At 73.0% G+C, this 26,265-nt stretch carries 22 protein-coding genes; 9 read left to right on the top strand and 13 right to left on the bottom strand.

All coding sequences use genetic code 11. The features are described from left to right. Positions 1-136 precede the first annotated feature (136 nt). Complete coding sequence (locus tag ACFY2A_RS13370) at positions 137-631, bottom strand: pyridoxamine 5'-phosphate oxidase family protein (RefSeq protein ID WP_387171413.1); 495 nt, start codon at positions 629-631, stop codon at positions 137-139. 104 nt (positions 632-735) lie between these two features. Next, a complete protein-coding gene (locus ACFY2A_RS13365; RefSeq protein ID WP_387171411.1) occupies positions 736-1,233 on the bottom strand; it encodes a polyadenylate-specific 3'-exoribonuclease AS in 498 nt (165 codons plus the stop codon). Between the two features lie 263 nt (positions 1,234-1,496). Here ACFY2A_RS13365 and ACFY2A_RS13360 point away from each other — a divergent pair, with 263 nt between their 5' ends. Continuing rightward, positions 1,497-2,189, top strand: coding sequence for a Crp/Fnr family transcriptional regulator (locus ACFY2A_RS13360; RefSeq protein WP_093401197.1), 693 nt, complete (start codon positions 1,497-1,499; stop codon positions 2,187-2,189). A 69-nt stretch (positions 2,190-2,258) separates the two neighbouring features. Here the strand turns inward: ACFY2A_RS13360 and ACFY2A_RS13355 are convergent, their stop codons facing one another. After that, a complete protein-coding gene (locus tag ACFY2A_RS13355; RefSeq protein WP_210939792.1) occupies positions 2,259-2,468 on the bottom strand; it encodes a hypothetical protein in 210 nt (69 codons plus the stop codon). Positions 2,469-2,636: 168 nt separating this feature from the next. Here ACFY2A_RS13355 and ACFY2A_RS13350 point away from each other — a divergent pair, with 168 nt between their 5' ends. Next, on the top strand, positions 2,637-6,200 hold the full coding sequence (locus ACFY2A_RS13350) for an ATP-binding protein (RefSeq protein WP_387171409.1): 3,564 nt from the start codon (positions 2,637-2,639) through the stop codon (positions 6,198-6,200). 52 nt (positions 6,201-6,252) lie between these two features. Here ACFY2A_RS13350 and ACFY2A_RS13345 read toward each other — a convergent pair whose 3' ends face one another. Further along, positions 6,253-6,966, bottom strand: a complete 714-nt coding sequence (locus tag ACFY2A_RS13345; protein WP_387171407.1) for a lysophospholipid acyltransferase family protein — start codon at positions 6,964-6,966, stop codon at positions 6,253-6,255. A 286-nt stretch (positions 6,967-7,252) separates the two neighbouring features. On the opposite strand from ACFY2A_RS13345, the gene ACFY2A_RS13340 reads away from it, so the two are divergent. Both ACFY2A_RS13340 and ACFY2A_RS13335 read left to right on the top strand, forming a co-directional pair. Then, the gene (locus ACFY2A_RS13340; protein WP_387171405.1) at positions 7,253-8,101 is read left to right on the top strand and encodes a DUF308 domain-containing protein; all 849 of its coding nucleotides are present in this window, start codon (positions 7,253-7,255) and stop codon (positions 8,099-8,101) included. A 175-nt stretch (positions 8,102-8,276) separates the two neighbouring features. After that, positions 8,277-9,692 carry a trehalose-6-phosphate synthase gene (locus ACFY2A_RS13335; protein ID WP_363924505.1) on the top strand — a complete coding sequence of 472 codons (1,416 nt, stop codon included), beginning with the start codon at positions 8,277-8,279 and terminating at the stop codon, positions 9,690-9,692. 31 nt (positions 9,693-9,723) lie between these two features. Here the strand turns inward: ACFY2A_RS13335 and ACFY2A_RS13330 are convergent, their stop codons facing one another. The 6 genes from ACFY2A_RS13330 to ACFY2A_RS13305 form a co-directional block, all read right to left on the bottom strand. Beyond that, on the bottom strand, positions 9,724-10,527 hold the full coding sequence (locus ACFY2A_RS13330) for an alpha/beta hydrolase (RefSeq protein ID WP_387171743.1): 804 nt from the start codon (positions 10,525-10,527) through the stop codon (positions 9,724-9,726). A gap of 11 nt (positions 10,528-10,538) precedes the next feature. Continuing rightward, on the bottom strand, positions 10,539-11,945 hold the full coding sequence (locus tag ACFY2A_RS13325) for a flavin-containing monooxygenase (RefSeq protein ID WP_387171403.1): 1,407 nt from the start codon (positions 11,943-11,945) through the stop codon (positions 10,539-10,541). Between the two features lie 91 nt (positions 11,946-12,036). Continuing rightward, positions 12,037-12,762, bottom strand: coding sequence for an endonuclease/exonuclease/phosphatase family protein (locus ACFY2A_RS13320; RefSeq protein WP_387171401.1), 726 nt, complete (start codon positions 12,760-12,762; stop codon positions 12,037-12,039). Positions 12,763-12,764: 2 nt separating this feature from the next. Then, complete coding sequence (locus tag ACFY2A_RS13315; RefSeq protein WP_363924508.1) at positions 12,765-13,712, bottom strand: ROK family glucokinase; 948 nt, start codon at positions 13,710-13,712, stop codon at positions 12,765-12,767. A gap of 70 nt (positions 13,713-13,782) precedes the next feature. Beyond that, on the bottom strand, positions 13,783-14,499 hold the full coding sequence (locus tag ACFY2A_RS13310) for a hypothetical protein (protein ID WP_387171399.1): 717 nt from the start codon (positions 14,497-14,499) through the stop codon (positions 13,783-13,785). A gap of 40 nt (positions 14,500-14,539) precedes the next feature. Further along, positions 14,540-14,995, bottom strand: coding sequence for an SRPBCC family protein (locus tag ACFY2A_RS13305; RefSeq protein WP_387171397.1), 456 nt, complete (start codon positions 14,993-14,995; stop codon positions 14,540-14,542). Between the two features lie 146 nt (positions 14,996-15,141). On the opposite strand from ACFY2A_RS13305, the gene ACFY2A_RS13300 reads away from it, so the two are divergent. From ACFY2A_RS13300 to ACFY2A_RS13280, 5 genes are all read left to right on the top strand, one after another. After that, the gene (locus ACFY2A_RS13300) at positions 15,142-16,941 is read left to right on the top strand and encodes an AMP-dependent synthetase/ligase (RefSeq protein ID WP_387171395.1); all 1,800 of its coding nucleotides are present in this window, start codon (positions 15,142-15,144) and stop codon (positions 16,939-16,941) included. Positions 16,942-16,955: 14 nt separating this feature from the next. Beyond that, positions 16,956-18,650 (top strand): histidine kinase, encoded by a 1,695-nt coding sequence (locus tag ACFY2A_RS13295; RefSeq protein ID WP_387171393.1) that lies wholly within the window; start codon positions 16,956-16,958, stop codon positions 18,648-18,650. Between the two features lie 7 nt (positions 18,651-18,657). Next, positions 18,658-19,326: a response regulator transcription factor gene (locus ACFY2A_RS13290; RefSeq protein ID WP_200209675.1), complete on the top strand. Its 669-nt coding sequence runs from the start codon at positions 18,658-18,660 to the stop codon at positions 19,324-19,326. Between the two features lie 166 nt (positions 19,327-19,492). Then, the gene (locus tag ACFY2A_RS13285) at positions 19,493-20,302 is read left to right on the top strand and encodes an SAM-dependent methyltransferase (RefSeq protein WP_363924561.1); all 810 of its coding nucleotides are present in this window, start codon (positions 19,493-19,495) and stop codon (positions 20,300-20,302) included. Positions 20,303-20,381: 79 nt separating this feature from the next. After that, complete coding sequence (locus ACFY2A_RS13280) at positions 20,382-22,037, top strand: putative bifunctional diguanylate cyclase/phosphodiesterase (RefSeq protein WP_387171740.1); 1,656 nt, start codon at positions 20,382-20,384, stop codon at positions 22,035-22,037. 78 nt (positions 22,038-22,115) lie between these two features. Here ACFY2A_RS13280 and ACFY2A_RS13275 read toward each other — a convergent pair whose 3' ends face one another. From ACFY2A_RS13275 to ACFY2A_RS13265, 3 genes are all read right to left on the bottom strand, one after another. Beyond that, positions 22,116-23,240 carry a glycosyltransferase family 4 protein gene (locus ACFY2A_RS13275; protein ID WP_387171391.1) on the bottom strand — a complete coding sequence of 375 codons (1,125 nt, stop codon included), beginning with the start codon at positions 23,238-23,240 and terminating at the stop codon, positions 22,116-22,118. Positions 23,241-23,316: 76 nt separating this feature from the next. Beyond that, positions 23,317-24,576, bottom strand: a complete 1,260-nt coding sequence (locus tag ACFY2A_RS13270; RefSeq protein WP_387171389.1) for a M48 family metallopeptidase — start codon at positions 24,574-24,576, stop codon at positions 23,317-23,319. Positions 24,577-24,810: 234 nt separating this feature from the next. After that, on the bottom strand, positions 24,811-26,241 hold the full coding sequence (locus ACFY2A_RS13265) for an NYN domain-containing protein (RefSeq protein WP_387171387.1): 1,431 nt from the start codon (positions 26,239-26,241) through the stop codon (positions 24,811-24,813). Positions 26,242-26,265: the final 24 nt, after the last annotated feature.

Below are 26,265 nucleotides of genomic sequence, written 5' to 3'. Positions count from 1 at the left end.
AGCATCTGGTCAAGCCCGATCAAGCCCCAGGATATGTGTCAGCGCGGACCCTCGGCACCGTTGCCGGCCCGGGGCGGGCCGTCCCTACGAACTGTAGTCGCCGCTCGTTACGGCACACACCGCGCCCCGCTACCGGTCAGTAGCCATCCTCCCGACGATCGGCCGACGACCCACCGCTGGACGCTGCGCCGACCGGACCGATCAGCTCGACCTGGCCGCCCCGGGCGTCCCAGCACCGCGCGGCCGTGGGGTGCACGGCGACCAGCGTGAGCCCGGCCGTGGCCGGACCGTCCGGAAACCACCCGGCCAGTCCCGGATGCCACAGCCGTTCGGCGCGCGCCTGGTCATGGTCGTCCCGGGCGCTGCCGGTGATCGAGGCCCAGACCTGCGCCTGCGGGTCGTGCAGGCTCATCTCGACCTCCGGATTGACCCGCAACTGTCGGACGGTCGCCGAACCGGCGTACGCGAAGAACCAGAGTTGCCCGTCGAACTCCGCCCGTTGCAGGGTCATCGGCCGGCCCACCAGCCGACCGTCGAGGGAGATCGTGGTCAGGGTGCAGATCCGCGCCGCCCGGATCAGCTCGGTGATCCGGTTCCGGGCCTGCCGGCCGCCGATCACCCCGCCGCTCACGTCGGTACCCCCCTGTGCCTGCCCACGCCGACACTCCCTCGCCTCGGCCTTCGGCGAACCCGATGCCCGGGACAGCACGGGTCAAACCACCGAAATACCGGATCTCACGAACCGGTCATCGCCCGCCACCGGGCCAGGTTGTGCCGGGCGTCGACCAACGCGTCGTGCCGGGCCGCCGCGGCGTTCGGCAGCGGAGGCCGACCCCGGTCGTCCCACAGCTGCCGCAGTTCCTTGGTGTACCGGGGGATCTCCCGGGGCAGCGCCGGCATCGCGCCCCACAACTGCGCCAGCGCCACGTGGTCGTACGCCGCGTACCAGGCCCACAGTTCCACCTCCTCGCCGGGGCGACCCCGGATCGGCTCGACGAGGAAGTCGTACAGGTCATCGCGGATGCGCTCGCGGGACCGCCACGCCCGGTCGGCCGGGGAGGGCAGCTTGTCCAGCACGTTGCGACGCACCCAGGGCACCGCCCGGGACGCGTCGAACTCGGTGGAGACCGCGTAGAACTCGCGGCCGTGCTCGTCGACGACGCCGATCGAGACCAGTTCGACGGTCCGGCCGTCCTCGATGAACTCGCAGTCGTAGAAGTAGCGGTAGGCCATCGGGACCATCCTCGCCGACGGTCACCGCGGCCCGTCCACCGGGTCCGCGGCGCCGGGAGCGCTTCCACGGTCCGCAGCGAGGTCACGCCCCAGCTCGAACCGGTCACGGAAGTGATTTGAGGGGTGTACAGCACGCGACCGGACCGTCATGATCTGATGTGTTACCGCTGCCGGACGCCGAACGGGTGTCGGATCACCTCGTCAGGGCCGCCAGGCTCACCCGGTGAGCGAGTTGGGGTCCTTGACCGGGGAGGGGTGGGGCCGTGGAGATGCGCCTGCCGGAGCCGGGCGACGCGCTCACCGGCGTTGACATGTTCGCCGGGCTTGAGCCGGAGGTACGCCAGCGGGTGGTCGCCGCAGCGGTGCCCCGGACGTACCGCAAGGGTCAGCTGCTGTTCGTGGAGAACGACCCGGGCGAGTCGCTGATCATCCTGCGGCGGGGAGCGGTGGCGGTGTTCCGGACCGCGCCCACCGGTGAACGGGCGATCCTGACCGTGATGCGACCACCGGACGTGCTCGGCGAGGTCTCGCTGCTGGACGCCTCGACCCGGTCGACCTCGGCCGAGGCGATCGAGGACACTGCCGCGCTGGCCTTGTCCCGGCCGGCGTTCATGGAGTTGGTGCACTCGAACGCGCGCATCCTCGACGCGGTGATGCGGTCCCTCGGTGCGTTGATCCGTCGGCTGACCGAGCAGAACGCCGACCACGTCTTCCTCGATCTGCCCGGCCGGGTGGCCAAGACGCTGGTCCGGCTCGCCGGCGAGAGTCAGGCTCCGATGATCACCATCGAGCTGAACCAGAGCCAGCTCGCCGAGATGGCCGGCGGTTCCCGGCAGAGCGTCAACCAGGCGATCGGGTCGTTCGCCAACCGGGGTTGGCTGCGTACCGAGGGCCGCCGGATCGTGGTCACCGACGTGCCCGCGCTGCGCCGCCGAGCCGGCATGAACGAGCGCTGACCAGCCCACCCGGACGAAGACCGAGGCGGGGCCGGGACGATCGTCCCGGCCCCGCCCGTAGCTGTTCGGTCAGGGCTTGGTGCTGCCCGGCCCGGCCCAGTCGGTGCCACCCGGCCCGGCCCAGTCCGTGCCGTCCTTGCCACCGCCGGGCACCTCGCCGACGATTCCCTGCGCCTGCAACTGCGCGAGGGTGGCGGCGTCCACGTCCACCGAGTCACCCGCGGAGTGGGCCACCCCGTTACCGTCGGTCCAGTCGCTCTTCAGCATCACGTACACCATGGAGCTGTCCCCCTGATCAGCGGTCGACGAATCGGCTGCCTGAATCTAGCCGTTCCGGAACGTGGTGAGCTGCCCGGCTGAGTGTCCACAAGCCAACAGCCCGGTACCCGACAGAGCGCCGGGCGGCAATACTCGATGCTGCGCCCCGGGGCGTCGGGGGGCCTGCCAGTGGAGGGTGTCATCGCCGCGCAGTGTGACCGCTGTGGACGTACCGCCGCCGAGGGCGACCGCTTCTGCGGTGGCTGCGGCGCGGAACTCGGTGCCGTCTGCCCGCACTGCCTGCGCCCGCTCGCGCCGGACGTGGCCTTCTGCACCTCCTGCGGGGCACCCCGGGCCGGCACGGACCGGCCGGCGACCATCAACCAGGAGGACCGCCGCCGGGTCAGTGTGCTCTTCGTCGACCTGATCGACTTCACCCCGTACGTCGAACGGGCCGACCCGGAGCTGGTCCGCGGCATGCAGACCGGCTTCTTCTCCGCCGCCCGCCGGGTGGTCGGCCAGTACGGCGGGGTGGTGGAGAAGTACATCGGCGACGCGGTGATGGCGCTGTTCGGTGCGCCGGTGGCCACCGAGACCGACGCGTTGCGGTGTGTGCGGGCCGGGCTGGAGTTGCAGCGGGTGCTGACCCGGTTCACCCCCACCGGCACCGACGGGTTGCGCTTCCGGGTCGGGGTGGCGACCGGGGAAGCGCTTGTCGACGTGGCCGCCGCCCGCGACGGTGGGCAGGCGATCGTGGCCGGCGACGTGGTCAACACCGCCTCCCGGTTGCAGTCGGCGGCACCGCCCGGCGGGGTGCTTGTCGACGGCGCCACGCACGCGCTGACCCGGGACACCATCCGGTACGACGAGCAGCCCGCGGTCACCCTGCGCGGTCGGTCGGCACCGACCGAGGTGTGGCTGGCCCGGTCCGCCGTACGCCAGCAATCCACCGACCGGGAGCCGGACACCACCCCGCTGATCGACCGGGAACACGAGCTGGGCATGCTGGTCAACGCCCTGCACCGCAGCCTGCGCGACCGCCGACCCCAGGTGGTGACCGTCTTCGGCCGGGCCGGCATCGGCAAGAGCCGGCTGGTCCGTGAGCTGCACCGGCACACCGGCCGGCTGGTGGACGAGCCGCTGACCTGGCGGATCGGCAGATGCCCGCCGTTCGGCGAGAACGTCACGTTCGCCGCGCTGGCCGACATCGTCAAGGCCGAGGCGGGCATCCTCGACACCGACCCGGCCGCCAGCGCCGCGCAACGACTCACCGCCGCCGTCAGCGAGTTGGTCGGCGTCGCCGAGCGGGACCGGGTGGCCGACGCGCTGCGTCCGCTGGTCGGGCTGGCCGGCAACCCGCTGCCGGCGGAGGAGGCGGAATCGGCGTGGCGGCGGTTCCTGCTCGCGCTCGCCGCCCGCCGCCCCACCGTGCTGGTCTTCGAGGACCTGCACTGGGCCGACGACGCGATGTTGCGCTTCGTGGAGTTGCTGGGCGCGGCGGCCCGGGACGTACCGCTGCTGCTGCTGTGCACCGCCCGTCCCGAACTGGTCGACCGGGATCCGAGCTGGGCGGGAACCATCACCGGCTCGGTCACCATCGCCCTGCCGCCGTTGCGGGACACCGGCATCGCCGCGTTGTACGCGCACATGTTCGGCCAGGCCGCGTTCTCCGCCGACCTGCTGACCCCGCTGATCGAGGTGGCCGGCGGCAATCCGCTCTACGCCCACGAGTACGTCCGGATGCTGATCGAGCAGGGAGCGCTGCGGCAGTGCGGGCGTGGCTGGTCGCTGGAGAAGCACCTGGACCTGCCGATGCCGGAGAGTGTGCACGCGGTCATCGCCAACCGGGTCGACCTGCTCGACGCCAAGGACCGGGCGGTGCTGCTGGCCGCCGCGGTCGTCGGGGTGCAGTTCTGGCCGGGGGCGGTGGCCGCCGCCGTCGGACAGCCGGTCGAGTCCGTCGAGCGTGCCCTGCGTCGGCTGGAACAGCGGGACTTCGTCCACGAGCAGGCCGCCTCCACGATGGCTGGTCAACCGGAGTACCGCTTCCGGCACGTCCTGGTCCGCGACGTGTGCTATCAGCGGCTGCCCCGTACCGAGCGGGTGGCCCGGCACGAACGCACCGCCGACTGGCTGGACACGCTGTCGCAGAGCCGGGACACCGACCTGGCCGAGGTGCTGGCCCACCACCGCTGGGCGGCACACGAGATCGCCCGTTCGCTGGGCATGGAGACCCGTCGCTACGCCGCGCCGGCCCGGGCCGCGCTGCACCGGGCGGCGCGCCGGGCGTACGCGCTGCACGGGCTGGACGCCGCCGCCAGCCACGCGGGGCGGGCACTCGGCCTGGCCGACGACTCCGACCCGGTGGGCCGGCTCCAGTTGGAGCTGTTGAGCACCGAGATCTCGTTCTACCGCGACGGCAACGCCTTCCTCTCCGGCGGTGGTTCCGAGCAGGTGCAGGCGCTGGCCGACCGGCTGCTCGCGTACGGCGACGAGGCGTGCGCGGCGCGGGCCTGGACACTGCTCGGCCAGGCCGCGTGGCTGCGGGCCGACCGACGAGCGGCGCTGGCCTGCCTGGACCGGGCGGTACGGCTGTTCGACCCGCTGCCGGACAGCGCGCAGAAGGCCGACGCCTTCGCCGAGTTGGGGCGGCTGCACATGCTCAACTACGAGCGTGATCCGGCGGTGGTGTCGGCCGACACGGCCGCGGAGATCGGTGAGCGGCTCGGGCTGACCGAGATCCGCACCAACGCCCGGATCACCGCGGCCACCGCCCGATACCAGGCCGGCGACCGGGCCGGGCTCGACGAGCTGTACGCCATCGTGGAGTTCAGCCGGGCCGGTCAACTCCTCGCCCTGCCCCGGGCCACCCAGAATCTCGCCTACGCGGTGCGCGAGGAGGGCGACTGGTTACGCTCCGACGCCCTGCTCTCGGCGGCACCGGCCCGCACCGCGAGCGGGCAGACCCTGACCACCAGCTACTCGGGCGAGGCGATGCGGGCCTGGTTCGAGGGGGACTTCGGTCGACTGCTCGCCGCCGCCGAGGCGTTCGTGGACACTCCGACCGGCAGCTGGGACATGCAGGTACGCGGCCTGCGGTCGTGCCTGCTGGTGCTGCGTGGCCAGCCGGTGCCGCCGGGTCCACCCGCCGACGGGTCGCCGACCGGGACACCGCCGCGCGACGACGTGGCCGCCGCGTTGGACACCGCGCGGCGCAGTGGCTTCCACCGGCTGCACTGGACGATGTTGGCGATGGGTGCGTTGTGCCGGGCGGTACAGGGTCGCCTCGACGAGGCCGCAGCGCTGGTCGACGAGCTGGCCGGGTCGTGGACGGCGGTGCCGGCGCTGGCCAGTGGCGAGTGGATCGCCGCGGCCAGCTGGGCGGCCAGTCTCGCCGGGCGCAAGCCCGCCGCCCGGGTACGCGCCATGCTCGACCAGGTCGGTCACCGTACGCCCTGGTCGGAGGCGGCGCTGCGGACCGTCACCGGCGCGCTGGCCGGGGCCGACGACAACCACCGGCACGCCGCCGAGCTGCACCTGGCCGCCGCGGAGACCTACGCCGGCATCCCCGACGTCACCGACCGGATGCTGGCGCTGACCTTCGCGGTACGCGAACTGACCCGCGCCGGCGACCATGCGGCGGCCGATGCGCCCCTGGCCGAGCTGCGCGCCTTCGCCCACCGCAACGGCGCACCGGGCCTGCTCGCCCTGGCCCATCCGCCCGCTGGCACCACGCAGACCCTCGCCTCCTGAACCGCGGCAGGCCCGGCCCCTCCCGCCCGGTCTGCTGCCCTGGGTGGGCGGCTCAGGCCGCGACGGGTGTGGCGGGCGTCGTGGTGGTCGCGGTGGGCCGGGTCTTGAGCTGCTGGGCGTAGACGTCGACGTACTCGCGGCCGGAGAGTTCCATCAACTCGTACATGATCTCGTCGGTGACCGCGCGCTCGACGAACCGGTCGCCGGCCAGCCCGGCGTAGCGGGAGAAGTTCAGCGGCGGGCCGAAGCGGATCCGGACCCGCGCCAGGTTCGGGACGAGCTGACCGGGTGGCTGGATCTCGTCCAGGTTGAGCATCACCACCGGTACGACCGGCGCACCGCTCTCCAGCGCCAGCCGGGCCACCCCGGTCTTGCCCCGGTAGAGCCGACCGTCGGGCGAGCGGGTGCCCTCGGGGTAGATGCCGGCGATGCCGCCGGCCCGCAGCACGTTCAGCTGGGTGTCCAGCGCGGCGCGGGCGGCCCGGCCGCCGGAGCGGTCCACCGGGATGGTGCCGGTGCCGGTGAAGAACATCTTGGTCAGCCAGCCCTTGATCCCCTTGCCGGTGAAGTACTCCGCCTTGGCCACGAAGGTGACCTTCCGGGGCACGATCAGCGGCGTGAAGATCGAGTCGGAGAAGGAGAGGTGGTTGCTGGCCAGGATGACCGGACCGGTCGCCGGTACGTGGTGCAGACCCTCCACCTGCGGCCGGAAGATGAGCCGCAGCAGCGGGCCGAGCAGCACGTACTTCAGCAGCCAGTAGAGCACCGGCCATCCTCTCCCCAGGTTTTTGTCACCGCGGACCGCGCCGGGTCGGGTGATCGTGACACGAGCCTACGAACCGTCGGCCGGCGGCGGCAACGGACGCTCGGCCCGAAATCGCCCGTCACGTTCGGTGCCGGTCCGACCCCCGGGCCGGCGTCGGACCGTACGCCGCGCCACAAGGCACTCCCCGAACCCACCCTCGACGTGTCACGATTCAGGGCACGGGGCGTGCGGGGGCGCGTCGAGGGGCTGCGGGGCGCGCCGGTGGCGCGATGAGGAGGATGGTCCGGTGTCAGCGGGTGGGGCCCGCCGGGGACGGCGGGACAACGGTCTCGACGCGAGCGAGTACGCCATCGCCGGCGATGTCGATCCGCGCGTCGGCGAGCACCTGCTCGACGTGCTGGCCGCCGGCGGGATCGCCGCCTACCTGCAACCGTCGGCTGACCTGAACCCGGTCACCCGCACCACCACCGTGCCACCCCGACCGGTGGACCGGCTCTACGTGGACCGCTCGCACCTGAGCACCGCCCGGGATTACCTCAGCCAGCTCGCCGACGAGACCGGCGACGCCCGCGCCAGCGAGGAACCGGACATCGACGCCGAGTGGGAGCGGATCGTCGCCGGCTTCCACGCCCCGCCGGACTCCGGCGACCATCCGTGGCCCGCCGCCGAGAACGTGGACGACCCGGCCGGGCGGGGCGGTGGCACGGCCACTGCCACCCGGCCCGGCTCCGAGGAGCCCGGCCCCGCCGCCACCGACGTACGCCGACTGCCGTACGCCGCCGACATCTCCGGCGTCTCGGTGGGACGTGGCCCCCGGGACGGGGAGGGGCCGTCGCTGCTGGACGGCCTGGACACCTTCGGCGCGGAGCTGCCCGACGACCCGGACGACGACGAGCGCTACGTACCGCCGCCACCACCACCGCTGCCCCGGGTGTCGAAGTTCGCGATGGCCGGCATCCTCGCCGTGCTGCTCGGCTTCGTGCTGTTCCTCTTCCCCGATCTGCTCCCCGCCGACCAGGGCATCGTGACGCTGCTCGGCTTCACCGGCATCCTCGCCGGTTTCGTCACGCTTGTGTGGCGGCTGCGTCCGGGCGATGCCGACGATCGCGACCCGGACGACGGCGCCGTCGTCTGATTCGCCGCGCAGGGTAGCCGTCCGGATACCGGGACGGCGACCGCCCGTGCCGACGTGCGTAACAGTGGTGTAACTTACTGTCAGTAGGAATACCGCAGTACGTCACGTCACCCGCCGACTGCCCGGTTGTTCCTCCCTCGTGGCGGTCACTCCCCTGCTGATCGGAATGCCCGAGATGCGACAGAGTTCCCTCGTGGTGGTGGCCAACCGCCTACCCATCGACGACAGTGTGGCCCCCGACGGTGCCTGCGAGTGGCGGCGCAGCCCCGGTGGGCTGGTCAGCGCGCTGCACCCGTTGCTGCGCCACACCCCCGCCACCTGGGTCGGTTGGGCCGGCGGGACCGGTCCCGCGCCCGCCCTGCCCGACATCGACGGGGTACGGATGCACTCCGTGCCGCTCAGTGGCGAAGACCTGCGCGACCACTACGAGGGCTTCGCCAACGCGACCCTCTGGCCGATCTACCACGACGCGGTCGAGCAGCCGCAGCACCACCGACGCTGGTGGGACGCCTACCTACGGGTCAACCAGCGGTTCGCCGAGGCCACCGCGCAGGTCGCCGAGGCCGACGCGGTGGTCTGGGTGCAGGACTACCACCTGCAACTGGTGCCGGGGCTGCTCCGCACCCTCCGACCCGACCTGCGCATCGGCTTCTTCCTGCACGTGCCCTTCCCGCCACCGGAGCTGTTCATGCAGTTGCCCCGCCGGGCCGAGCTGCTGCGCGGGATGCTCGGCGCCGACCTGGTCGGCTTTCAGCGGGCCCAGGCGGCGCACAACTTCGCCCAGCTGGTGACGAAGGTGCTGGGGCTGCCGGCCACCGACCGGCGGATCGGGATCGAGGACCGGGTGGTGCGCATCGGCGCGTTCCCGGTGTCCATCGACACCGTCGAGATGGCCGCGTTGGCCGACCGCCCGGACGTGGCCGACCGGGCTCGCCGGCTGCGTCACGACCTGGGCAGCCCCGACCAGGTGATCCTCAGCGTCGACCGGATGGACTACACCAAGGGCATCGAGCAGCGACTCAAGGCGTACAGCGAGTTGCTGGCCGGCGGGCACGTCAAGGTCCGCGACACGGTGCTGGTGCAGGTGGCGGTGCCCAGCCGGGAGCGGGTCAGCCAGTACCAGATCCTCCGGGACCGGGTGGAGCGGGAGGTCGGGCGGATCAACGGGGAGTTCGGCCGGGTGGGCGAGCCCGCCATCCACTACCTCACCCAACCGTTCGACCGCGCCGAGTTGGCCGCGCTCTACCGGGTCGCCGACGTGATGGCGGTGACCCCGCTGCGCGACGGCATGAACCTGGTTGCCAAGGAGTACGTCGCCGCCCGGGTCGACGACACCGGCGCGCTGCTGCTCAGCGAGTTCGCCGGGGCCGCCGCCGAGCTGCCGCAGGCGTACCTGGTCAACCCGCACGACCTGGAGGGGCTCAAGCAGGGCCTGCTCGCGGCGTTACGAGCCGACCCCGCCGACGTACGGGAGCGGATGCGATCCATGCGCGCGCACCTGCACGAACACGACATCCGGGCCTGGGCCCGCTCCTATCTGTCCACTCTGGATCAGAGCGGTTCGATGCTCACCCGTCTCGGCGGCGGTTGAGACCGGCCCGCCGGGCCAGGCCCGCGACGCCTCAGCCGAGGTCGTCGCGGGCCGGTTCCTTGACCAGCCAGTCGAGGATCGCGTCGATCGGCTCCCGCCACCGGGCGTCGAGCATCAGGTCGTGCCCCATGTCGGGAAAGAGCAGCGGAGCCGAACCGTACCGCCGGGCGGCGCGGGTCAGCGCCGAGGCCGGCACCACCCGGTCGTCCGGGCTTCCCAGCACCAGCACGGGCGGGTCACCCACCGCCGGCTCCGGCTCGACGCCGGTCAACAGCTGCCACTGGGCCCGCCGGGCTGCCCGCCCCAGCCGGGCGACGTGCCGCCGGGCGTCGGCGTCGGGCAGCTCGCCGCTGAACAGCTGCCTGCGGTTCAGCCGCAGCCCGGCGCCGAACACCGCCGGCAGGGTACCGAACGGGTTGCGACGCAACGCGGTGCCGAACGTCGCCCAACCGCCGAACACCGGCGCCACCAGCACCGCCGCCCGGGCCGGATAGCGGGCCATGGCGTGCGCGACCACCAGGGCCCCGGCGCCGTGCCCCACCAGCACCGCCCGGCGCGGCAGGCTCGCCGCCACCTGGACCACGTCGTAGGCGTACGCCCGCAGGCTCGCCTCCGGTGCCGGCTCGCTGCTGCCGTGCCCGCGCAGGCTGACCGCGTAGGCGCTGAAGCCACGGGCAGCGACATGTCCGAGCCAGTTCTCCGCGTACGCCCAGGCACCGTGGCCGAAGCCCGGCACGAACAGCAGCGGTGGTCGCCCTTCCTCCAGCTCCGGGACGGCGCTGAGCACCTCACGCCGGACCGGGCGCACCGGCCGCGCCCACTCCCAGCTGCGCATCACCCGCTCGGTCACTTGCTCTCCAGCTCGCGTAGGGCGCGCTCCAGCGCGCGCAGGTAGTCGGCGTGCCCGACCTCGAACCAGTGCCGGGTCGAGTCCTTCACCTGTCCCGAGTAGCGCTCGCCGGCCCCGGCGCGGACCCGGGCGGCGAAGGCCGTGGCCCGCTCCGGACGGCTGGCACGCAGCCGCAGCAACCGGGCGAAGAGCACGGCCTGCCAGTGGGCCAGGGTGAAGATGCCGGAGTCCGGCTGGAGCAGCCCGGTCACCGCGAGCGTGGGATGGTCCGGTACGAGGGCGTTGAGCCACAGCCGGGGTCGACCCACCCCCTCGTCGTCGCCGAGGATCTTCCCGTCGAGGAACTCGAAGCGCGGCAGGTAGCCGGTGGCGAAGACGACCAGTTCCGGGTCGATTTGCCGGCCGTCGGTCAGTTCCACCGAGTGCGGGTGGAAACGCTCGATGTCCGGCACCGGGGCGATCGCGCCGTGCCCCACGTGGTAGACGAGCAGACTGTTGGCGATCGGATGTGTCTCGTACACCCGGTGGTCCGGTTTCGGCAGGCCGAAGCGGGTCAGGTCGCCGACGGTCAGGCGCAGCGTCCGGTGGTAGAGCCACTGCCGTACGCGCAGCGGCACCCCCAGCGCCAGCAGCAGGTCGTTGACCTGGTCGGCGGGGCGACCGAAGACGTACTTCGGGGCGTACCAGTAGCCGCGGCGGGTGGAGTGCCAACAACGCGACGCCTGCTGGGCGGCCTCCACGGCGATGTCGCAGCCGGTGTTGCCGGCGCCCACCACCAGCACCCGCTTGCCCCGCAGCTGCGCCGAGTCCTTGTACGACGAGGCGTGCATGACCTCGCCGCGGAACTGCTCCAACCCCTCGTAACGGGGCAGCTTCGGTGACCAGTTGTGCCCGTTGGCGATCATCACCGCGGCGTACCGGGAGGTGCGCTCGGGGCCGTAGCCGCCGGTGCTGCGGGTGGTGACGTCCCACCGGTCGTCGGCGACCGGCTCGACCCGCACCACCTCGGTGCCGAACCAGATGTGCCGGCGCAGGTCGAAGTGGTCGGCGTAACGCTCGAGGTACGACAGCAGCTGGCTGTGGTGCGGATAGTCCGGCCAGTGGTCGGGCATCGGGAAGTCGGGGAACTGGGTGAACGGCCGCGACGAGATCAGGTGGGTGCTGGCGTACACCGGGCTGCGGTCGTGCCGCCAGTTCCAGGCGCCACCGACGCCGGTCTCGCGTTCGTAGCAGTCGACCCCGAAGCCGTGCTCGGCGAGGTTCTTGACGGCGGTCAGGCCGCTGGCACCGGCGCCGATGACGCAGACGGTGTCGCCCCGGTCGGAGACCGGACGGCCGTCGTGGCCGCGGGCGAGCGTGGTCGTCTCCGGATCTGGCCGGCCGGGCTCGGTGGAGGTGGGCACCGGGGATCTCCTTCGTCTCGGCACGAGTGCCGGGTCGCGCGAAATCCTCTCCACAACGGAGCGGGATGTCCAGCCCGGCGGCCGGCCGGTCTCAGGCGGTGGCGGGCAGCAGCAGGTCGACCAGGACCGGGAAGTGGTCGCTGGCCCGCCGGGTCAGCGGGGTGTCCACCACGTCGTAGTCGACCACGGTGATCCGCGCATCGACGAACAGGGCGTCGATGCGCCGTCGGGGGTCCGCGCACGAATAGGTGAGCCGGTCGGTCCGGTCGGCCGCCACCGCCGCGTCGGTCAGCCCGTCGGCGACGGTGCGCCACGCCGGCCCACCCGGCTCCTCGTTGAGGTCGGCAGCGGCGATCACCGGGTGCGCTGCGGCGGTCAGGTCCCGCTTGAACAGCTCGGCCTGGCCGGGACGCTCGGCAGGATCGGTGGACAGGTGTGACCCGGCCACCGTGAACCGGGCGGAGGTGCCCACCCGACAGTCGGCGTACGCGGCGCCGCGCAGGTGCCGGCCGGGGGTGAGCGGGAAGCGCCGGCAGCGGGTGTCGGTCACCCGCACCCGGAGGCTTGTCAACACCAGGTTGCCAAGCGACGGCAGCCCGCCGGCGGCGACCACCAGACCGAACGACTCGGCCAACGCGGCCGACTTCTCCCGCCACCGGAACCGGCGCGGCCCCTCCTGGACGATGACCACGTCCGGTGCCGCCTCGCGCACCACCGTGGCCAGCGCGGCGGTGTCGTCGCGCTGGCCGTGGACGTTGTACGACAGCACGCGCAGCGGCACACCGGGTGCGGTCACCGGGTGCGGCGTCGAGGACACCGCTAGATCCGCCGGGCCAGGTCGGCGGCGCCGATGACCCCGGCGGAGTTGCCGAGTTCGGCTGGCCGGATCTCGGCCACCGGCAGCCGGCTGCGCTGCGCCAACGCCTCGGTGAACGAGCGACGGGTGGGGCCCATCAGCAGGTCACCGGCGTCGATGACGCCACCGCCGACGACCAGGATCTGCGGGTCGAGGATCTGCGCCATGTCGGCCAGGCTGGTGCCGAGCCAGCGGCCGACCTGCGCGAACGCCTCGGCCGAGACCGGGTCGCCGCCCTTGGCCGCGGCGGTGACCATCGGGCCGGTGATCGCTTCGGCCTCCCCGTCGGCCAGTTCCAGCAGGGCGGCGGCCCGGTGCGGCTCCTGCCGGGCGGCGGCCCGGGCGAACCGGACCAGGGCGCTGCCGCTGGCGTACTGCTCGATGCAGCCGAGTCGGCCGCAGCCGCACTGGTGGCCGTCGGGAACGGTGAGCATGTGGCCCAGTTCGGCGGCGATGCCGTGGGCACCGCGCACCAGCTCACCGCCGAGCACGATGCCGCCGCCGACGCCGGTGCCGATGGTGAACATGACCATCGAGTCGTCCGCGTGGCGGGCGGCGCCGTAGCGGAACTCCGCCCAGGCTGCCACGTTGCCGTCGTTCTCGACGATGACCGGCAGTCCGACCGCCGCGCTGACGTACGCCCGCAGCGGCTCGTCCCGCCACGCCAGGTTGGGGGCGAAGAGCACGGTGGAACGGCTGGCGTCGATCCAACCGGCCGCGCCGATGCCGACCGCCCGGATGTCGTGGCCGGCGGCCAGTTCGGCGACCAGCTCGATGATGACGTCGCGGGTCTTGCCGACGTCGTCGGCGGGGGTGTCCCGTCGGGTCTGCACGAGGACCGTGCCGGTGTCGTCGACGACACCGCCGGCCACCTTGGTGCCACCGACGTCGACTCCGATGGTCAGCGTCACCGCTGCCACTCCCCTCTGCTGTGCCACCCCGCGCACACCTGCCCTCGCCGGTGGTGCGGGTCGTCCGTGATCAGGCCCCGTCGCCTGGTGCGCCCTGCCGCCCGCCGGGCACGGTTCGGCCGTCCGGTGCGGGCTCGTCACCCGGCGCGGGTTCGCCGTCGGGTACCCGGGAGGCGGGCACCACGCGACGCTCGGTCGACGTCCGGCGTCCGGCCGGTGCGACCGGCCCGGCGGCGTCGACGGGCACGGCGGCCGGGACGGTGACGTCCTCCGCCCTGGTCGCGGCGGACCAGACGTCCCGCTCCGGTGCCGGCTGAGAATCATGCCCGGTCCGGGTCGCCTCGCGCCACACGTGGTCGTCGTACGGATCGGCGGAGGCGGTGGCGGTGGCATCGGCGGCGGGCCCCGACGCCGGTCCGGCGGCCGGCTCGCCCGGCGGCTCGGCCGGGGCGAAGGCACGCAGGAAACTGGCCAGGCCAGCGGCCAGATCCCCGGCACCGGTGGCCAGTCGTTCGGCGAACTCGGGGCTGGGGTCACGCAACGCGGCGATGCCCCGGCATACCGGGCATACGCAGCACTCGGCCGCACCGGTGGCGAAACCACCCCCGGTGCCACCGGACGCGGCCCCCGGGGCCTCGTTGTGACCGAGGACACCGGTCACGATCCCGCCGAGCGGGCCCAGCGGCACCGCCGCCGGGTTGGCGGCGGCCAACCGTACGGTGGCCAGCAGAGTGGCGACCAGCCGCTCCGCTTCTTCCCGGGCCGTGCCCGGATCTGTCGCACCCATGCTGGGCTCCTCTACCGCGGCGATCGGGTCGCCGGACGCGTCACTGCGCCGCACCGGATGCTTCTACCCGGCGCTTGAGCTGCTTCAACGCGGCATCCATGATCATTTTTTCGGCCTTGCGACGGAACATGCCGAGCATCCCGACCGCGAGCTCCACCTCCAGGGTGTAGGTCACGGTGGTACTCCCGTCGGCGTTGGCCACCAGGTCGTACGCGCCCCGCTGCGCCTTCTGCATCTTCGACGGGGCCACCAGGTGCCACTCGATGCGGGACAGGTCCTCGGCGTAGGCGTACGCCAGCACGTACTCGTCGGCCATCACCGTGGCGTCGAGGACGAAACGGACCTGACTGGCGTAACCGTCCTCGTACTCCTCGATCACCTCCGCATCGCGAACCGCGTCGGTCCACTCCGGGTAGCTCGGGAAGTCACAGATGACCGCGGCCACCCGGTCCGGTGACGCGCCGATGATGATCGACTGGGTGGAGGAGTCCGCCATGCTGGGAGGCTACCGTCCGGTGACCCCCCGCGTGCCGCGCCGCCCACCTGCGGTGTGCTCCCGGCCGGCCGGGCGGGTAGGTTTCGACAAAGCCACCGGCGCAGGTGGCGGCCCCGACCCGGTCCCGTGAGCACGAGGGAGTGCAGGTGCGCGAGTTCACCGTCCCGCCGATCGTCACCGTCGGCGATTCGGCCAACCTCACCGATCCGGTCTGGGACAACGCCGAGACCGCGCCCGACGCGGTGCAGTTCGCCCGCCGCGACGCGGCGGGTGGCTGGGTCGACGTGACCTGCCGGCAGTTCCGCGACGAGGTGGCCGCGGTCGCCCGCGGGCTGGTCGCCGCCGGGGTGCAGCCGGGCGACCGGGTGGCGCTGATGAGCCGCACCCGTTACGAGTGGACCCTCGTCGACTACGCCGTCTGGGCGGCCGGCGCGGTCACCGTGCCGATCTACGAAACCTCAAGTGCCGAGCAGGCGGCCTGGATCCTGGGCGACTCCGGTGCGGTGGCCGTCGTGGTGGAGACCACCGCGCACGCGACCCTGGTGGCCGGCGTCCGCGACCAGTTGCCCGCCCTGTCCCACGTCTGGCAGATCGACCTGGGTGGCGTGGACGACCTGATGACCGCCGGCGCGGAGGTGGAACCGACCGAGATCGATCGCCGCCGCGCGGGCCTGCGTTCCACGGACGTGGCGACCATCATCTACACCAGCGGCACCACCGGCCGGCCCAAGGGCTGCGTACTGACCCACCGCAACATGTACGCCGACATCGCCAACGCCGTCCCGGTGCTGCCGAACCTGTTCGGACCGAACGCGTCGACCCTGCTGTTCCTGCCGCTCGCGCACGCCTTCGCCCGACTCATCCAGATCGGCGTGGTGCAGGCCCGGGCCACCATGGCGCACTGCTCGGACACCAAGGATCTGGTCGCCCAACTCCAGGAGTTCAAGCCGACCTTCGTCCTGTCGGTGCCGCGCGTGTTCGAAAAGGTCTACAACGGCGCCAAGCAGAAGGCCGAGGCCGGCGGCAAGGGCAAGATCTTCGCCCGGGCCGAGGCGGTCGCCATCGCGTACAGCGAGGCGCTGGAAACGCCCGGCGGTCCCGGCCTGGCGCTGCGGGCCCAGCACGCGCTCTTCGACCGGCTGGTCTACGGCAAGCTGCGGGCCGCGCTCGGCGGGCGCTGCCGCGATGCGATCTCCGGAGGCGCACCACTCGGTGCCCGGCTCGGCCACTTCTTCCGGGGCATCGGCGTGACGGTCTGCGAAGGCTACGGCCTGACCGAGACCTCTCCCGCCGCCTCGGCCAACCTGCCCGGATTCACCCGGATCGGCACGGTCGGCCGGCCGCTGCCCGGCGTGACCATCCGCATCGACCACGACGGCGAGGTCCTCATCGCCGGTGATCTCATCTTCCAGGGGTACTGGCACAACGACGCGGCCACCGCCGAGGCGATCAGCGCCGACGGTTGGTTCCGCACGGGCGACCTGGGTTCGCTCGACGGTGACGGCTACCTGACCATCACCGGCCGGAAGAAGGAGATCATCGTGACGGCCGGCGGCAAGAACGTCGCCCCCGCCGTGCTGGAGGACCAGGTCCGCTCGCACCGTCTGGTCAGCCAGTGCGTCGTGGTGGGCGACCGGCAGCCGTTCATCGCCGCGCTGGTCACCCTGGACGAGGAGGCCCTGCCGGGCTGGCTGGAGTCGGCCGGGCTGCCGGCCGACACCGGGATCGAGGAACTGCGCCAGCACGACGGGCTGCGCGCGGAGATCCAGGCGGCCGTGGACCGGGCCAACCAGTCCGTCTCCAAGGCCGAGGCGATCAAGGTCTTCCGGGTGCTGCCGCGCGACTTCGCCGAGGCGACCGGGGAGTTGACCCCGTCGCTGAAGGTCAAGCGTCAGGTCGTGCACAAGACGTACGCGGCGGAGATCGCCGACATCTACCGCGGCTGACTACCATCCGTCACGTGCCCGCCTCCACATCCGCCCTGGCCCGCTCGCACCCGCTCGCCGCGGCGGCGCGCGTCGTCGTGCTCACACTGGTCGCCGTCCTGACGCTGTTCGCCACCCGCGACGTGAGCCAACTGTGGTGGATCGTCCTGCTGGCGCTGGCCGGCCTACCAGCGATGCTGGCCCCCCAGCACCGGCTCGTCGGCCCGCTCAGCCGGGTGGCGGAGGTGGTGGTGCTCGGTCTGGCGGCCAGCCAGGTCGCCGCGGTGGCCACCGTCGGCGGTCACATCGGCGGGCTGGGTGCCTCCGCGGTGCTGCCCTACCTCGCGGTGCCGGTGACCGTCACGGCGCTGCGTCGCCGGTTCCGTGAGGGCGCGGCGCTGATCGCCGTGACCGCCGGCTGTCTGCTGGTCGCCGGCACGGTCACCGAGGTCGGCGGGGTTCGCCAGCTCAGCCAGCCCGGCTACCTCGCCGTCTGCGCGCAGTGGCTGATCCTGGCCGCCCTCGGTCTCTACGCCGCCGGCACCCTGCACCGGGTGATGCAGGCCCGCCACGACAACAAACCCCAGCCGTACGCGGAGGCGACCCGGCTGCTGACCCAGCTGCGTACGGTGGCCCGCCAACTGCCCGGCGCCACCCTGGATCCGGGCGGCATCTCCGAGCACCTGTTGGAGGAGCTGCGCACGGTGGCCCGTACCGACCGGGGCGCGGTGCTCTCCGCCAGCGGTGGTGGCCGGCTGGTGGTGCTCGCCCAACTCGGTGCGGACCGGGTCGACTGGGAGACCACCATCGACGCGGACTCGGCCATCGCCGACGCCTGGGCGAGTCAGCAGTCGCAGACCTCGGCCCGCTCGCAGTCCCGTTCACACCGCGGTGGTGAGGTCTCGGCGCTGATCGTGCCGCTGGTGGCCGGGTTGCGCACGGTGGGCCTGGTGGTGCTGGAGACCGACACGGCGCACGCGTACCCGCCACCGGTGGTGGCCCAGGTGACCGGGCTGACCGGCCCGGCGGCGCTGCGCCTGGAGGCCGCCCTGCTCTTCGACGAGGTGCGCTCGCTGGCCACCAACGAGGAACGGCAGCGGCTGGCCCGGGAGATCCACGACGGGGTGGCCCAGGAACTGGTGATGGTGGGCTACGGCATCGACAACGCCCTGGCCACCGTGCACGACGACGCGGAGGAGACCGCCGAGTCGCTGCGCCTGCTGCGCCAGGAGGTGACTCGGGTGATCACCGAGCTGCGGCTGAGCCTGTTCGAGCTGCGCAGCGAGGTGGACCGGCACGGTGGCCTGGCCGCCGCGATCGCCGAGTACGCGCGCACCGTCGGTGCCTCTGGTGGGCTGCGGGTGCACCTGTCCCTGGACGAGTCCACCGCCAGGCTGCCCGCCGCGACCGAGGCCGAGTTGCTGCGCATCGCCCAGGAGGCGGTCACCAACGCCCGCAAGCACGCCGGCGCGGCCAATCTCTGGGTCACCTGCGAGGTGGACCCGCCCTACGCGCAGATTGAAGTGTCGGATGACGGTCACGGCATAGGTGACCAGCGCTCGGACGGGCACTATGGTCTTGCGATCATGGCCGAGAGAGCGGAACGTATCCGGGGCCGGTTGGAGATCAGGCCGCGGCAGCCGAGCGGGACGACCGTCGCGGTGGTGGTCGGTTCACCGCCCCGGCGCGATAACGTTCGCGGTAGCGCCGCCGGCGCAGAAGGGGAGTAAGCCGAGGATGACCACAAGCCCGACACCGGCAACCCGTACCAAGGTCCTCCTTGTCGACGATCACGACTTGATCCGCAAGGGCCTGCGGCACGCCTTCGAGCGCGACCGGCAGTTCGAGGTCGTCGGCGAGGCGGCCACGGCGGCGGAGGGCGTCCGGCAGGCCGGTGCCCTGCAGCCGGACGTGGTGATCATGGATCTGCGACTGCCCGACGGCAGCGGCCTGGAGGCCACCCGGGCACTGCGCAAGTCCAGCTCGTCGATGGGCATCGTGGTGCTCACCATGTACGCCGGCGACGACCAGCTCTTCGGGGCCCTGGAGGCCGGCGCCAGCGCGTTCGTGCCGAAGACCGCGCCGGCCGACGAGGTGGTCGCCGCCGCCCGGCACGCCGCCTCCTCCCCCAGCGCCTTCACCGCCGCCGACCTGGCTGAGGCGATGAAGCGTCGACTCGCCCCGTCCGGCCCGCAGCTGTCCCCCCGCGAGGGACAGGTGCTGCGGCTGCTTGCCGACGGGATGAGCGTCGCCGGAATCGCCAAGCAACTGTTCGTCAGCGAATCGACCGCCAAGACCCACATCTCGAAGCTCTACGAGAAGCTCGGCGCGGCCAACCGGGCGCAGGCGCTGATGACCGCGCTGCGGCTCGGTCTGCTCGAGGCACCGGACGCGCCGAAGTTCTGACCGACGCGGCACCGAAGGGGATCCGTGTCCCGCCGGCCACGGCGGGGCACGGATCTTCGCATCGATCGTCCTCCGGCACGGAACGGCTATGGCCTCCCTTGCGAAAGCGGGGCAGAATACCCGCCGGGGCGCCGTCGCCCCGAGGACGTGCGAAGGGGTGAGGGCATTGCAGCGGCCGGACTGGGCACCCGAGACAATCGATGTCGAACGTCCCAGCGTCGCCCGCATGTACGACTACTACCTCGGCGGCTCACACAACTTCGCCGTGGACCGGGCGACCGCCCGCGCGATGGTGGCGGCGGTGCCGCAGGCACCGCTGATGGCCCAGGCCAACCGCGCTTTCCTGCGCCGGGCCGTGCAGTTCCTCACCGACGCCGGCATCCGGCAGTTCCTGGACATCGGCTCCGGGATCCCCACGGTGGGCAACGTGCACGAGATCGCGCAGCGGCACGCCCCCGACTCGCGGGTGGTCTACGTCGACGTCGACCCGGTCGCCGTGGCGCACAGTCGGGAGATCCTGGCCGGCAACGACCGCACGGCGGTCATCCAGGAGGATCTACGCCAGCCCGACCGGATCCTGGCCCACCCCGACGTCCGCGCGATGCTCGACTTCTCCCAGCCGATGGCCGTGCTGGTGGTGGCGGTGCTGCACTTCGTCGCCGACGACGACCGGCCGGCCGAGGTGCTGCGGACCCTGCGGGCGGCGCTGGCCCCCGGCAGCTACCTGGTCCTGTCGCAGGCCAGCGACGACGGCCGGGACGAAGCCGAGCGGGCCGAGGCCGAGGAGGTCTACCGGCGTACCGACAACCCGCTGTGGGTACGCAGCCGGGCCGAGCTGACCGGGTTCTTCGACGGCTTCGAGCTGGTCGAGCCCGGCGTGGTGTGGGTGCCGCAGTGGCGTCCGGAAACCCCGGAGAGCGCCGAGGACGCCGAACGGGCGGTGTTCCTCGGCGGGGTCGGGCGCCTTCGTGGGTGAGCCTCCGGACGGCCAGCCCTGCGCCGGCGTGTTCGCCCGCGCCTGGGCGAAGGCGGTGGCGGGCACCAGCTATCTACCGATGACCCACGCCCAGTTGGAGACCCTGCTTCAGCGGCTCACCGACCTGCTCGCCGAGGCGCTGCGGGCGGAGCCGCTCGACCTGCGGGTAGGGCACAGGGTCGCCGACGAGTTGGTCGCCGCGCACATCGCCTCCGCCGAGGCGCTCGGCCGGACCGTCGAGGTGATCCAGCTCCGCCTGGTCCGCGACCTCGACCTGGTCTCCGACGACATCGAGGACCGGATGGCCCGCCTGCTGGGCGCGGTCGCCACCGGCTACGCCCGGGCGTTGCGTGACCGGACCCTCGACGAGCAGGAGTCCATCCGACGTGCCGCGATGACCGCCCGCGCCGAGGCGGAGCAGGCCCTGCGGGCCAGCGAGGCCCGCTTCCGGCATCAGGCCACCCACGACCCGTTGACCGACCTGCCGAACCGCACGCTCTTCGCCGAACGCCTCGCCGCGGCCGTCGACGGGCCGTCCGGCAGTGGCCGTCGGGTCGGGCTGTGTTTTCTCGACCTGGACCGGTTCAAGCGGGTCAACGACTCGTTCGGGCACCAGATCGGCGACCGGGCCCTGGTGGCGGCGGCGCGGCGACTGCGGCGGGCGGTCGAGCCGCACCTGGTCGCGCGGCTCGGCGGGGACGCCTTCGTCGTTCTCGTCGAACGGTCCACCGGCACCGGGGACGTGGTCGCCGTCGCCGAGGCGGCACTGGCCGCGCTCTCCGAGCCGGTGGTGGTCGACGGGCATGACGTGACGGTCACGGCGAGCGTGGGCATCGTGGAGCGGCGGGTCGCGGGTACCTCACCGGACGACCTGATGCGGGCCGCCGGCAGCACCCTGCACTGGGCCAAGTCGGCCGGGGGCGCGGGGTGGGCGCTGTACGACGCGGAACGCGACGGGCGGGAACAGGCCCGTCAGGAGCTGAGCGCGGCCATCCCGACGGGGTTGGAACGGGGTGAGTTCTTCCTCGACTACCAGCCGTTGACCTCGTTGCACGACGGCTCTCTGCTGGGCGTGGAGGCGCTGGTCCGGTGGCGTCACCCACGGCTGGGTGTGTTGCGTCCGGACAGCTTCATCGGCCTGGCCGAGGAGACCGGTTTGATCGTGCAGCTCGGCGGCTGGGTGCTCGCCGAGGCGTGCCGCGAGGCGGTCGGCTGGACGTCCACCTCGGGCCAACCGCCGTACGTCAGCGTCAACCTGGCGGTCCGTCAGGTCCGCCGCCCCGGTCTGGTGCAGGAGGTGCGGGCCCTGCTGCGGCGTACCGGCCTGCCGCCGAACCGGCTCCAGCTGGAGATCACCGAAAGCATGATGATGACCACCTCCGAGGAGCCGGTACGCGCCCTTCGTGCCCTCGCCGACCTGGGCATCCGGATCGCCATCGACGACTTCGGTACCGGCTACAGCAACCTGGCCTACCTGCGGGATCTGCCGGTGACCGAGTTGAAGGTGGCCGGTGAGTTCGTCCGCGGCCTACGCGCCCCGGAGGCCCGGGCCGACGAGCGGATCCTCGCCTCGCTGGTCTCGCTGGCGCACGCACTGGATCTGACGGTGACCGCCGAGGGGGTGGAAACCGGCGGCCAGGCCGAACGGCTGCGGGCGATCGGCTGCGACGCCGGTCAGGGCTGGCACTTCGGCCGCCCCGCTCCCCCCGACCACATCCTCGCCCGCATCCGCTGAACCAGCCACGTCCGCAACCACGACGCTGAACCAGCCACCGTCGCCCCCGGACCAGCGTGTGCGACGCCCGTCGGTGTCTCAGCCGGCGAGCAGCGTTGCCAGGCGTTGCGCCTGCGTCTCCCAGCGCCACTCCCGCTCCACCCAGGCCCGGCCGGCGGCGCCGAACTGCCGGGCCAGGTCCCGGTCGGCCAGCAGGGTGGCCACCCGGTCGGCGAGTTCGACGAGATCCCGACCGTCCACCACGTAGCCCGTCTCGCCCTGGCGCACCGCGTCCGGGGCACCGCCGGAGTTGCCGGCCACCACCGGCAGGCCGGTCGCCGACGCCTCCAGGTAGACGATGCCGAGACCTTCGACGTCCAATCCCCGGTTACGGGTGCGGCACGGCATGGCGTACACGTCGCCGGCCGCGTAGTGGGCGGGTAGTTCGGCCGACGGCACCGATCCGGTGAAGACCACGTCCCGCTCCACTCCGGCCTGGCGGGCCAGCCGGGCCAGCGTGGTCCGGTACGGTCCGCCGCCGACCACCAGCAGCGCGGCGTCGGGCACCCGACGACGGATCAGCGGCATCGCCCGGATCAGCATGTCCTGGCCCTTGCGGGGCACCAGCCGGGACACGCAGACCACCACCGGCCGATCGGCCAGGCCGAGCCGGTGCCGCACCGCGCCGCCGTCGACGGACGAATGGTAGACGTCGGTGTCCACGCCGGGCGCGAGCCGCCGCAGCTCGGTCAGGCCGTCCAGCGCCCGAGCCAGCCGGGTGCGGGTGTACTCCCCCAGGTAGGTGACCACGTCGGTGTCCCGACCGATGCGCCGCAGCGCCGTCCGGGCCATCGGCAGCGCCGCCCAGCCGACCTCGTGGCCGTGGGTCAGGGCGACCACCCGCCGGATCCCGGCCCGCCGACGCAGCCCGGCGGCGAGCAGGCCGAGCGGAGCCGCCGCGCCGAACCAGACCGTGTCGCACCCGTACGACCGGGCCAGCCGGGCGGCCCGACGAGCCACCAGCGGGGTGGGCAGCAGCACCTTGGTGCGCTCCCGCACCACCTCGAACGGCTGGTCGGCGTCGAACTTGTCCGACCCGGCCCAGCGCGACGCGTACACCACCACCGAACCGGCCGGCTGACGCACCGCGAGGTTGTGCACGAACGACTGGATGCCGCCCGGCCGGGGCGGAAAATCGTTCGTCACCAGCAACGTGCGGCTCATGCCGGCCCTCCGCTACGCTGCGGGCCGCCAGGAGGAAACAGGACGCTGCGTTGATGATTCGCTCGCTGACGCTCGCTCACCGGCCGACCTTTCGGGCGTAGGCGCGGGCGGCGGCGATCCGCTCCACGGTGGACGGGTGGGACGCCGAGTAGAGGTACTCCCAGCGGGGCGGGTCGGGGTCGGAGAGGTTGACCGCGGACAGGCGCCGCTGCATCGACTCGAATGCGGCCGGATCCTCGGTCAACGCCAGCGCGTGCGCGTCGGCGCGGGCCTCGATCCGCCGCGACATCAGCGCCTGCACCGGGGCGAAGACCAGCCCGGCCACCGTCACCAGGGCGAGCAGCAGCGGAAACGCGCGGGGTTGAGCCACCGAGTCGACGCCGGCCAGGCGCAGCAGCGGTGGCCAGGAGCCGATCAGGTAGAGCGCCACCACGGCGGCGGCGGCACCGAGCGCGCCGGTGAGGGTGCCGACCGGTACGTCGCGGTCCCGGGCGTGGCCGAGTTCGTGCGCCACCACCGCGGTCACCTCGGCCGGCGTCGCCTCACGCAGCAGGTTGTCGTAGACCACCACCCGGCGGGTCGGCCCCAATCCGGAGACGTACGCGTTGACCGCCCGGGTACGCCGGGACGCGTCGGCGACCAGCACGTCGCGCACCGGCACTCCGTCACGTTCGGCCAGCTCCATGAGCTGGCTGCGCAGCGGCGACGGCTCCATCGGGCTGAACCGGTTGAAGACCGGCTCGACCAGCACCGGCAGCACGAAGGAGAGCAGCACCACCAGGGTCGCGGCTCCGGCCGCGCCGAACGCCCACCACCAGCGAGGGGCGAGTCGGATGACGGTGTAGAAGCCGAGCAGCGCCACCGCGCCGATGACGGCGCTCACCGCGTACGACTTGAGCAGGTCCACCGCCCAGCCGCCCCAGCCGTTGGTGGCCAGCCCGTAACGGGTGAGCACGCTGTGCCGCCAGGCCGAGAACGGCAGCGTCACCAGGTCGGCGACCAGCACCACGGCCAGACCGCCGAGGATCGCCTGCGCGATCCAGTGCCCGCCGAAGGGGCGCCCGGCCAACTCGACCAGGCGACTGCCCAGCGGGGTCAACCCGAGCACCAGTGCCACCAGCAGCCCGACGCCGAGCGCCGCCCATCCGCCGGGACGCAACGCGGACCGGAACTGCCGGGCCTGCTCCACCTGCTCGGTCGGCAGGTCACGCAGGGCGGCGAGTTGGTCTGCCCGGGGAGCTGGTGGGCGCTGCCACGGGATCAGCACCAGTGCCGCCACGACCAGGGCGACGCCCAGTCCGGCCAGGGTCAGCAGTGCCCAGCCCCGCGGGCTCACCGCGCCGCTCCGCCCGGCATCGGCGAACCGCCGCAGCGAACGCGAACCGAACCCTCGCCCGCCGTGCGCCTCATACCGCTGCTCCCTGTCGCCATGGGCGCCCATCCTATGTCCCGGGGTGTGCCCGCCCCACGCCCGTCGACCCCCACCCGACCGGCTCAGGACCCGCCGCCGGCGCAGCGGACCGCTGCCGCCAGCCCCGGAACCGCAGCCGGCCCGGAACCGCAGCCGGACTCAGGACCGCGACAGCCGGCGCACCAGCGAGTCCGCCCCCAGCGGGTACGCACCGTGCCGACGTACCCCGTCGGCGACCTCACGATCGGAGGACACCACCACCACGGGGCGGCCCGGCGGTTCGGCACGGACCAGCCGGCGGATCAACTCGTCGGCGGTCTCACCCTTGCGGGAGAACAGCACCCGCACGCCTCGCGGGGCAGGTGGCAGACCGTGCACCCGCTCGGCGCCGTCGAAGACCACGGTGACCTCGTCACCGGTCTGCGCGGCGATCCCGCCGAGGCCGGTGACCAGGCGCTTGCGCTGCTGCTCCAGGGACATCTCACCGAAGCCGCGTTTGGTCACGTTGTAGCCGTCGACCACCAGGTGCGCCCGGGGCAGGGCCAGCAGTTGATCCAGCCGGGCCGGGTCGTCGGTGTCCTGGGCACGGGCCGCGGCCGCGGTGGCGGCCGGAGAATCGGCGAAGGAGTCGGCCACGAAGTCGGCGGGCAGCTTGTCGACCGGATCCAGGGCCAGCTCCCGGCGCAACCCGAGAGCGGCCTGACCGATCGTCTCCAGCAGCAGCCACAGTCGTGCGTCGTCGACCGAGCGGGCCTCCTTGGCGCTGCTGCGGGCCGCCCCGGCCGCCGCCTCCGCCTCCGCCAGCCGGGCCCGGGCACGACGCAGTTCGGCGTCCGCGTCGGCGGCGGCCCGCGTGGCCCGGCCCCGCTCGGTGGCCAGCAGCTCGTTCGCCCGACGCTCGCGGACCTGGCTCTCCCGGAGCGTACGGGCCAACTGCCGGGCCTCCTCACGCAGCTGGCCCAACTCCTCGCGTACCCGGGCCAGCTCGTCGCGGAGCTTGTCGGCCTCCACCCGGGCCACCGCCCGGTCATGCTCGGCCCGGGTGGCCCGCTGCTCGGCCTGCCGGACCAGTTCGGCCACCACCGCCGTGTCCGCCTCGGCGCGGACCGCCGCCCCGCTGGCGTCGATCAACTCCCGCCAGCCGCGTGGGCGGGCCAGATAGGCCAGGGCGGCCACCTCGACCGGGTCGGCGGCGGCGGGGGCGGTGCCCTCCACCACGGCGGTGCCCAGGTCACCGGCGTCGGCCAGGACCCGGGCGGTGACCCGCTGCCGGAACAGCGGATCGGCGGCGAGCTGGGCGGCGATCGCCGGCGCGCCGAGCCGGGCCCGTCGGTTCGGGGCGAACTTGGCGACCCGGCGCAGCGGCACGGGCACCTCGTCACCGGGCAGGCCGGGCAGCACCGCTGCGGTGAGCGAGACGATCCGCTGTCGCACCGGCTCGGGCAGGCTCGGCTCCGGCTCCGGCTGCCCGGGCTCCATCGGCCCGGGGTCCACCACCGGGTCGTCGGTGGCACCGTCACCGGCCGCGGGAACCGCGACGACCTGCTCCTCCTGCGGGAGGTTGTCGTCGTGCGGCTCGGTGAGGGGCATGTGGCAAGTCTCCCACCGCGACCG

Source organism: Micromonospora sp. NPDC000442, from assembly GCF_042898635.1.
GTDB lineage: Bacteria > Actinomycetota > Actinomycetes > Mycobacteriales > Micromonosporaceae > Micromonospora.
This window is presented reverse-complemented; position numbering and strand designations above follow the sequence as displayed.

What these genes read in the sequence shown, in the direction of transcription:
- ACFY2A_RS13365 (WP_387171411.1), bottom strand. Translation starts at nt 1,233, where the DNA reads ATGGCCTACCGCTACTTCTACGACTGCGAGTTCATCGAGGACGGCCGG.
- ACFY2A_RS13355 (WP_210939792.1), bottom strand. Translation starts at nt 2,468, where the DNA reads ATGGTGTACGTGATGCTGAAGAGCGACTGGACCGACGGTAACGGGGTG.
- ACFY2A_RS13335 (WP_363924505.1), top strand. Translation starts at nt 8,277, where the DNA reads ATGCGACAGAGTTCCCTCGTGGTGGTGGCCAACCGCCTACCCATCGAC.
- ACFY2A_RS13330 (WP_387171743.1), bottom strand. Translation starts at nt 10,527, where the DNA reads ATGCGCAGCTGGGAGTGGGCGCGGCCGGTGCGCCCGGTCCGGCGTGAG.
- ACFY2A_RS13310 (WP_387171399.1), bottom strand. Translation starts at nt 14,499, where the DNA reads ATGGGTGCGACAGATCCGGGCACGGCCCGGGAAGAAGCGGAGCGGCTG.
- ACFY2A_RS13305 (WP_387171397.1), bottom strand. Translation starts at nt 14,995, where the DNA reads ATGGCGGACTCCTCCACCCAGTCGATCATCATCGGCGCGTCACCGGAC.
- ACFY2A_RS13290 (WP_200209675.1), top strand. Translation starts at nt 18,658, where the DNA reads ATGACCACAAGCCCGACACCGGCAACCCGTACCAAGGTCCTCCTTGTC.
- ACFY2A_RS13280 (WP_387171740.1), top strand. Translation starts at nt 20,382, where the DNA reads ATGACCCACGCCCAGTTGGAGACCCTGCTTCAGCGGCTCACCGACCTG.
- ACFY2A_RS13275 (WP_387171391.1), bottom strand. Translation starts at nt 23,240, where the DNA reads ATGAGCCGCACGTTGCTGGTGACGAACGATTTTCCGCCCCGGCCGGGC.
- ACFY2A_RS13265 (WP_387171387.1), bottom strand. Translation starts at nt 26,241, where the DNA reads ATGCCCCTCACCGAGCCGCACGACGACAACCTCCCGCAGGAGGAGCAG.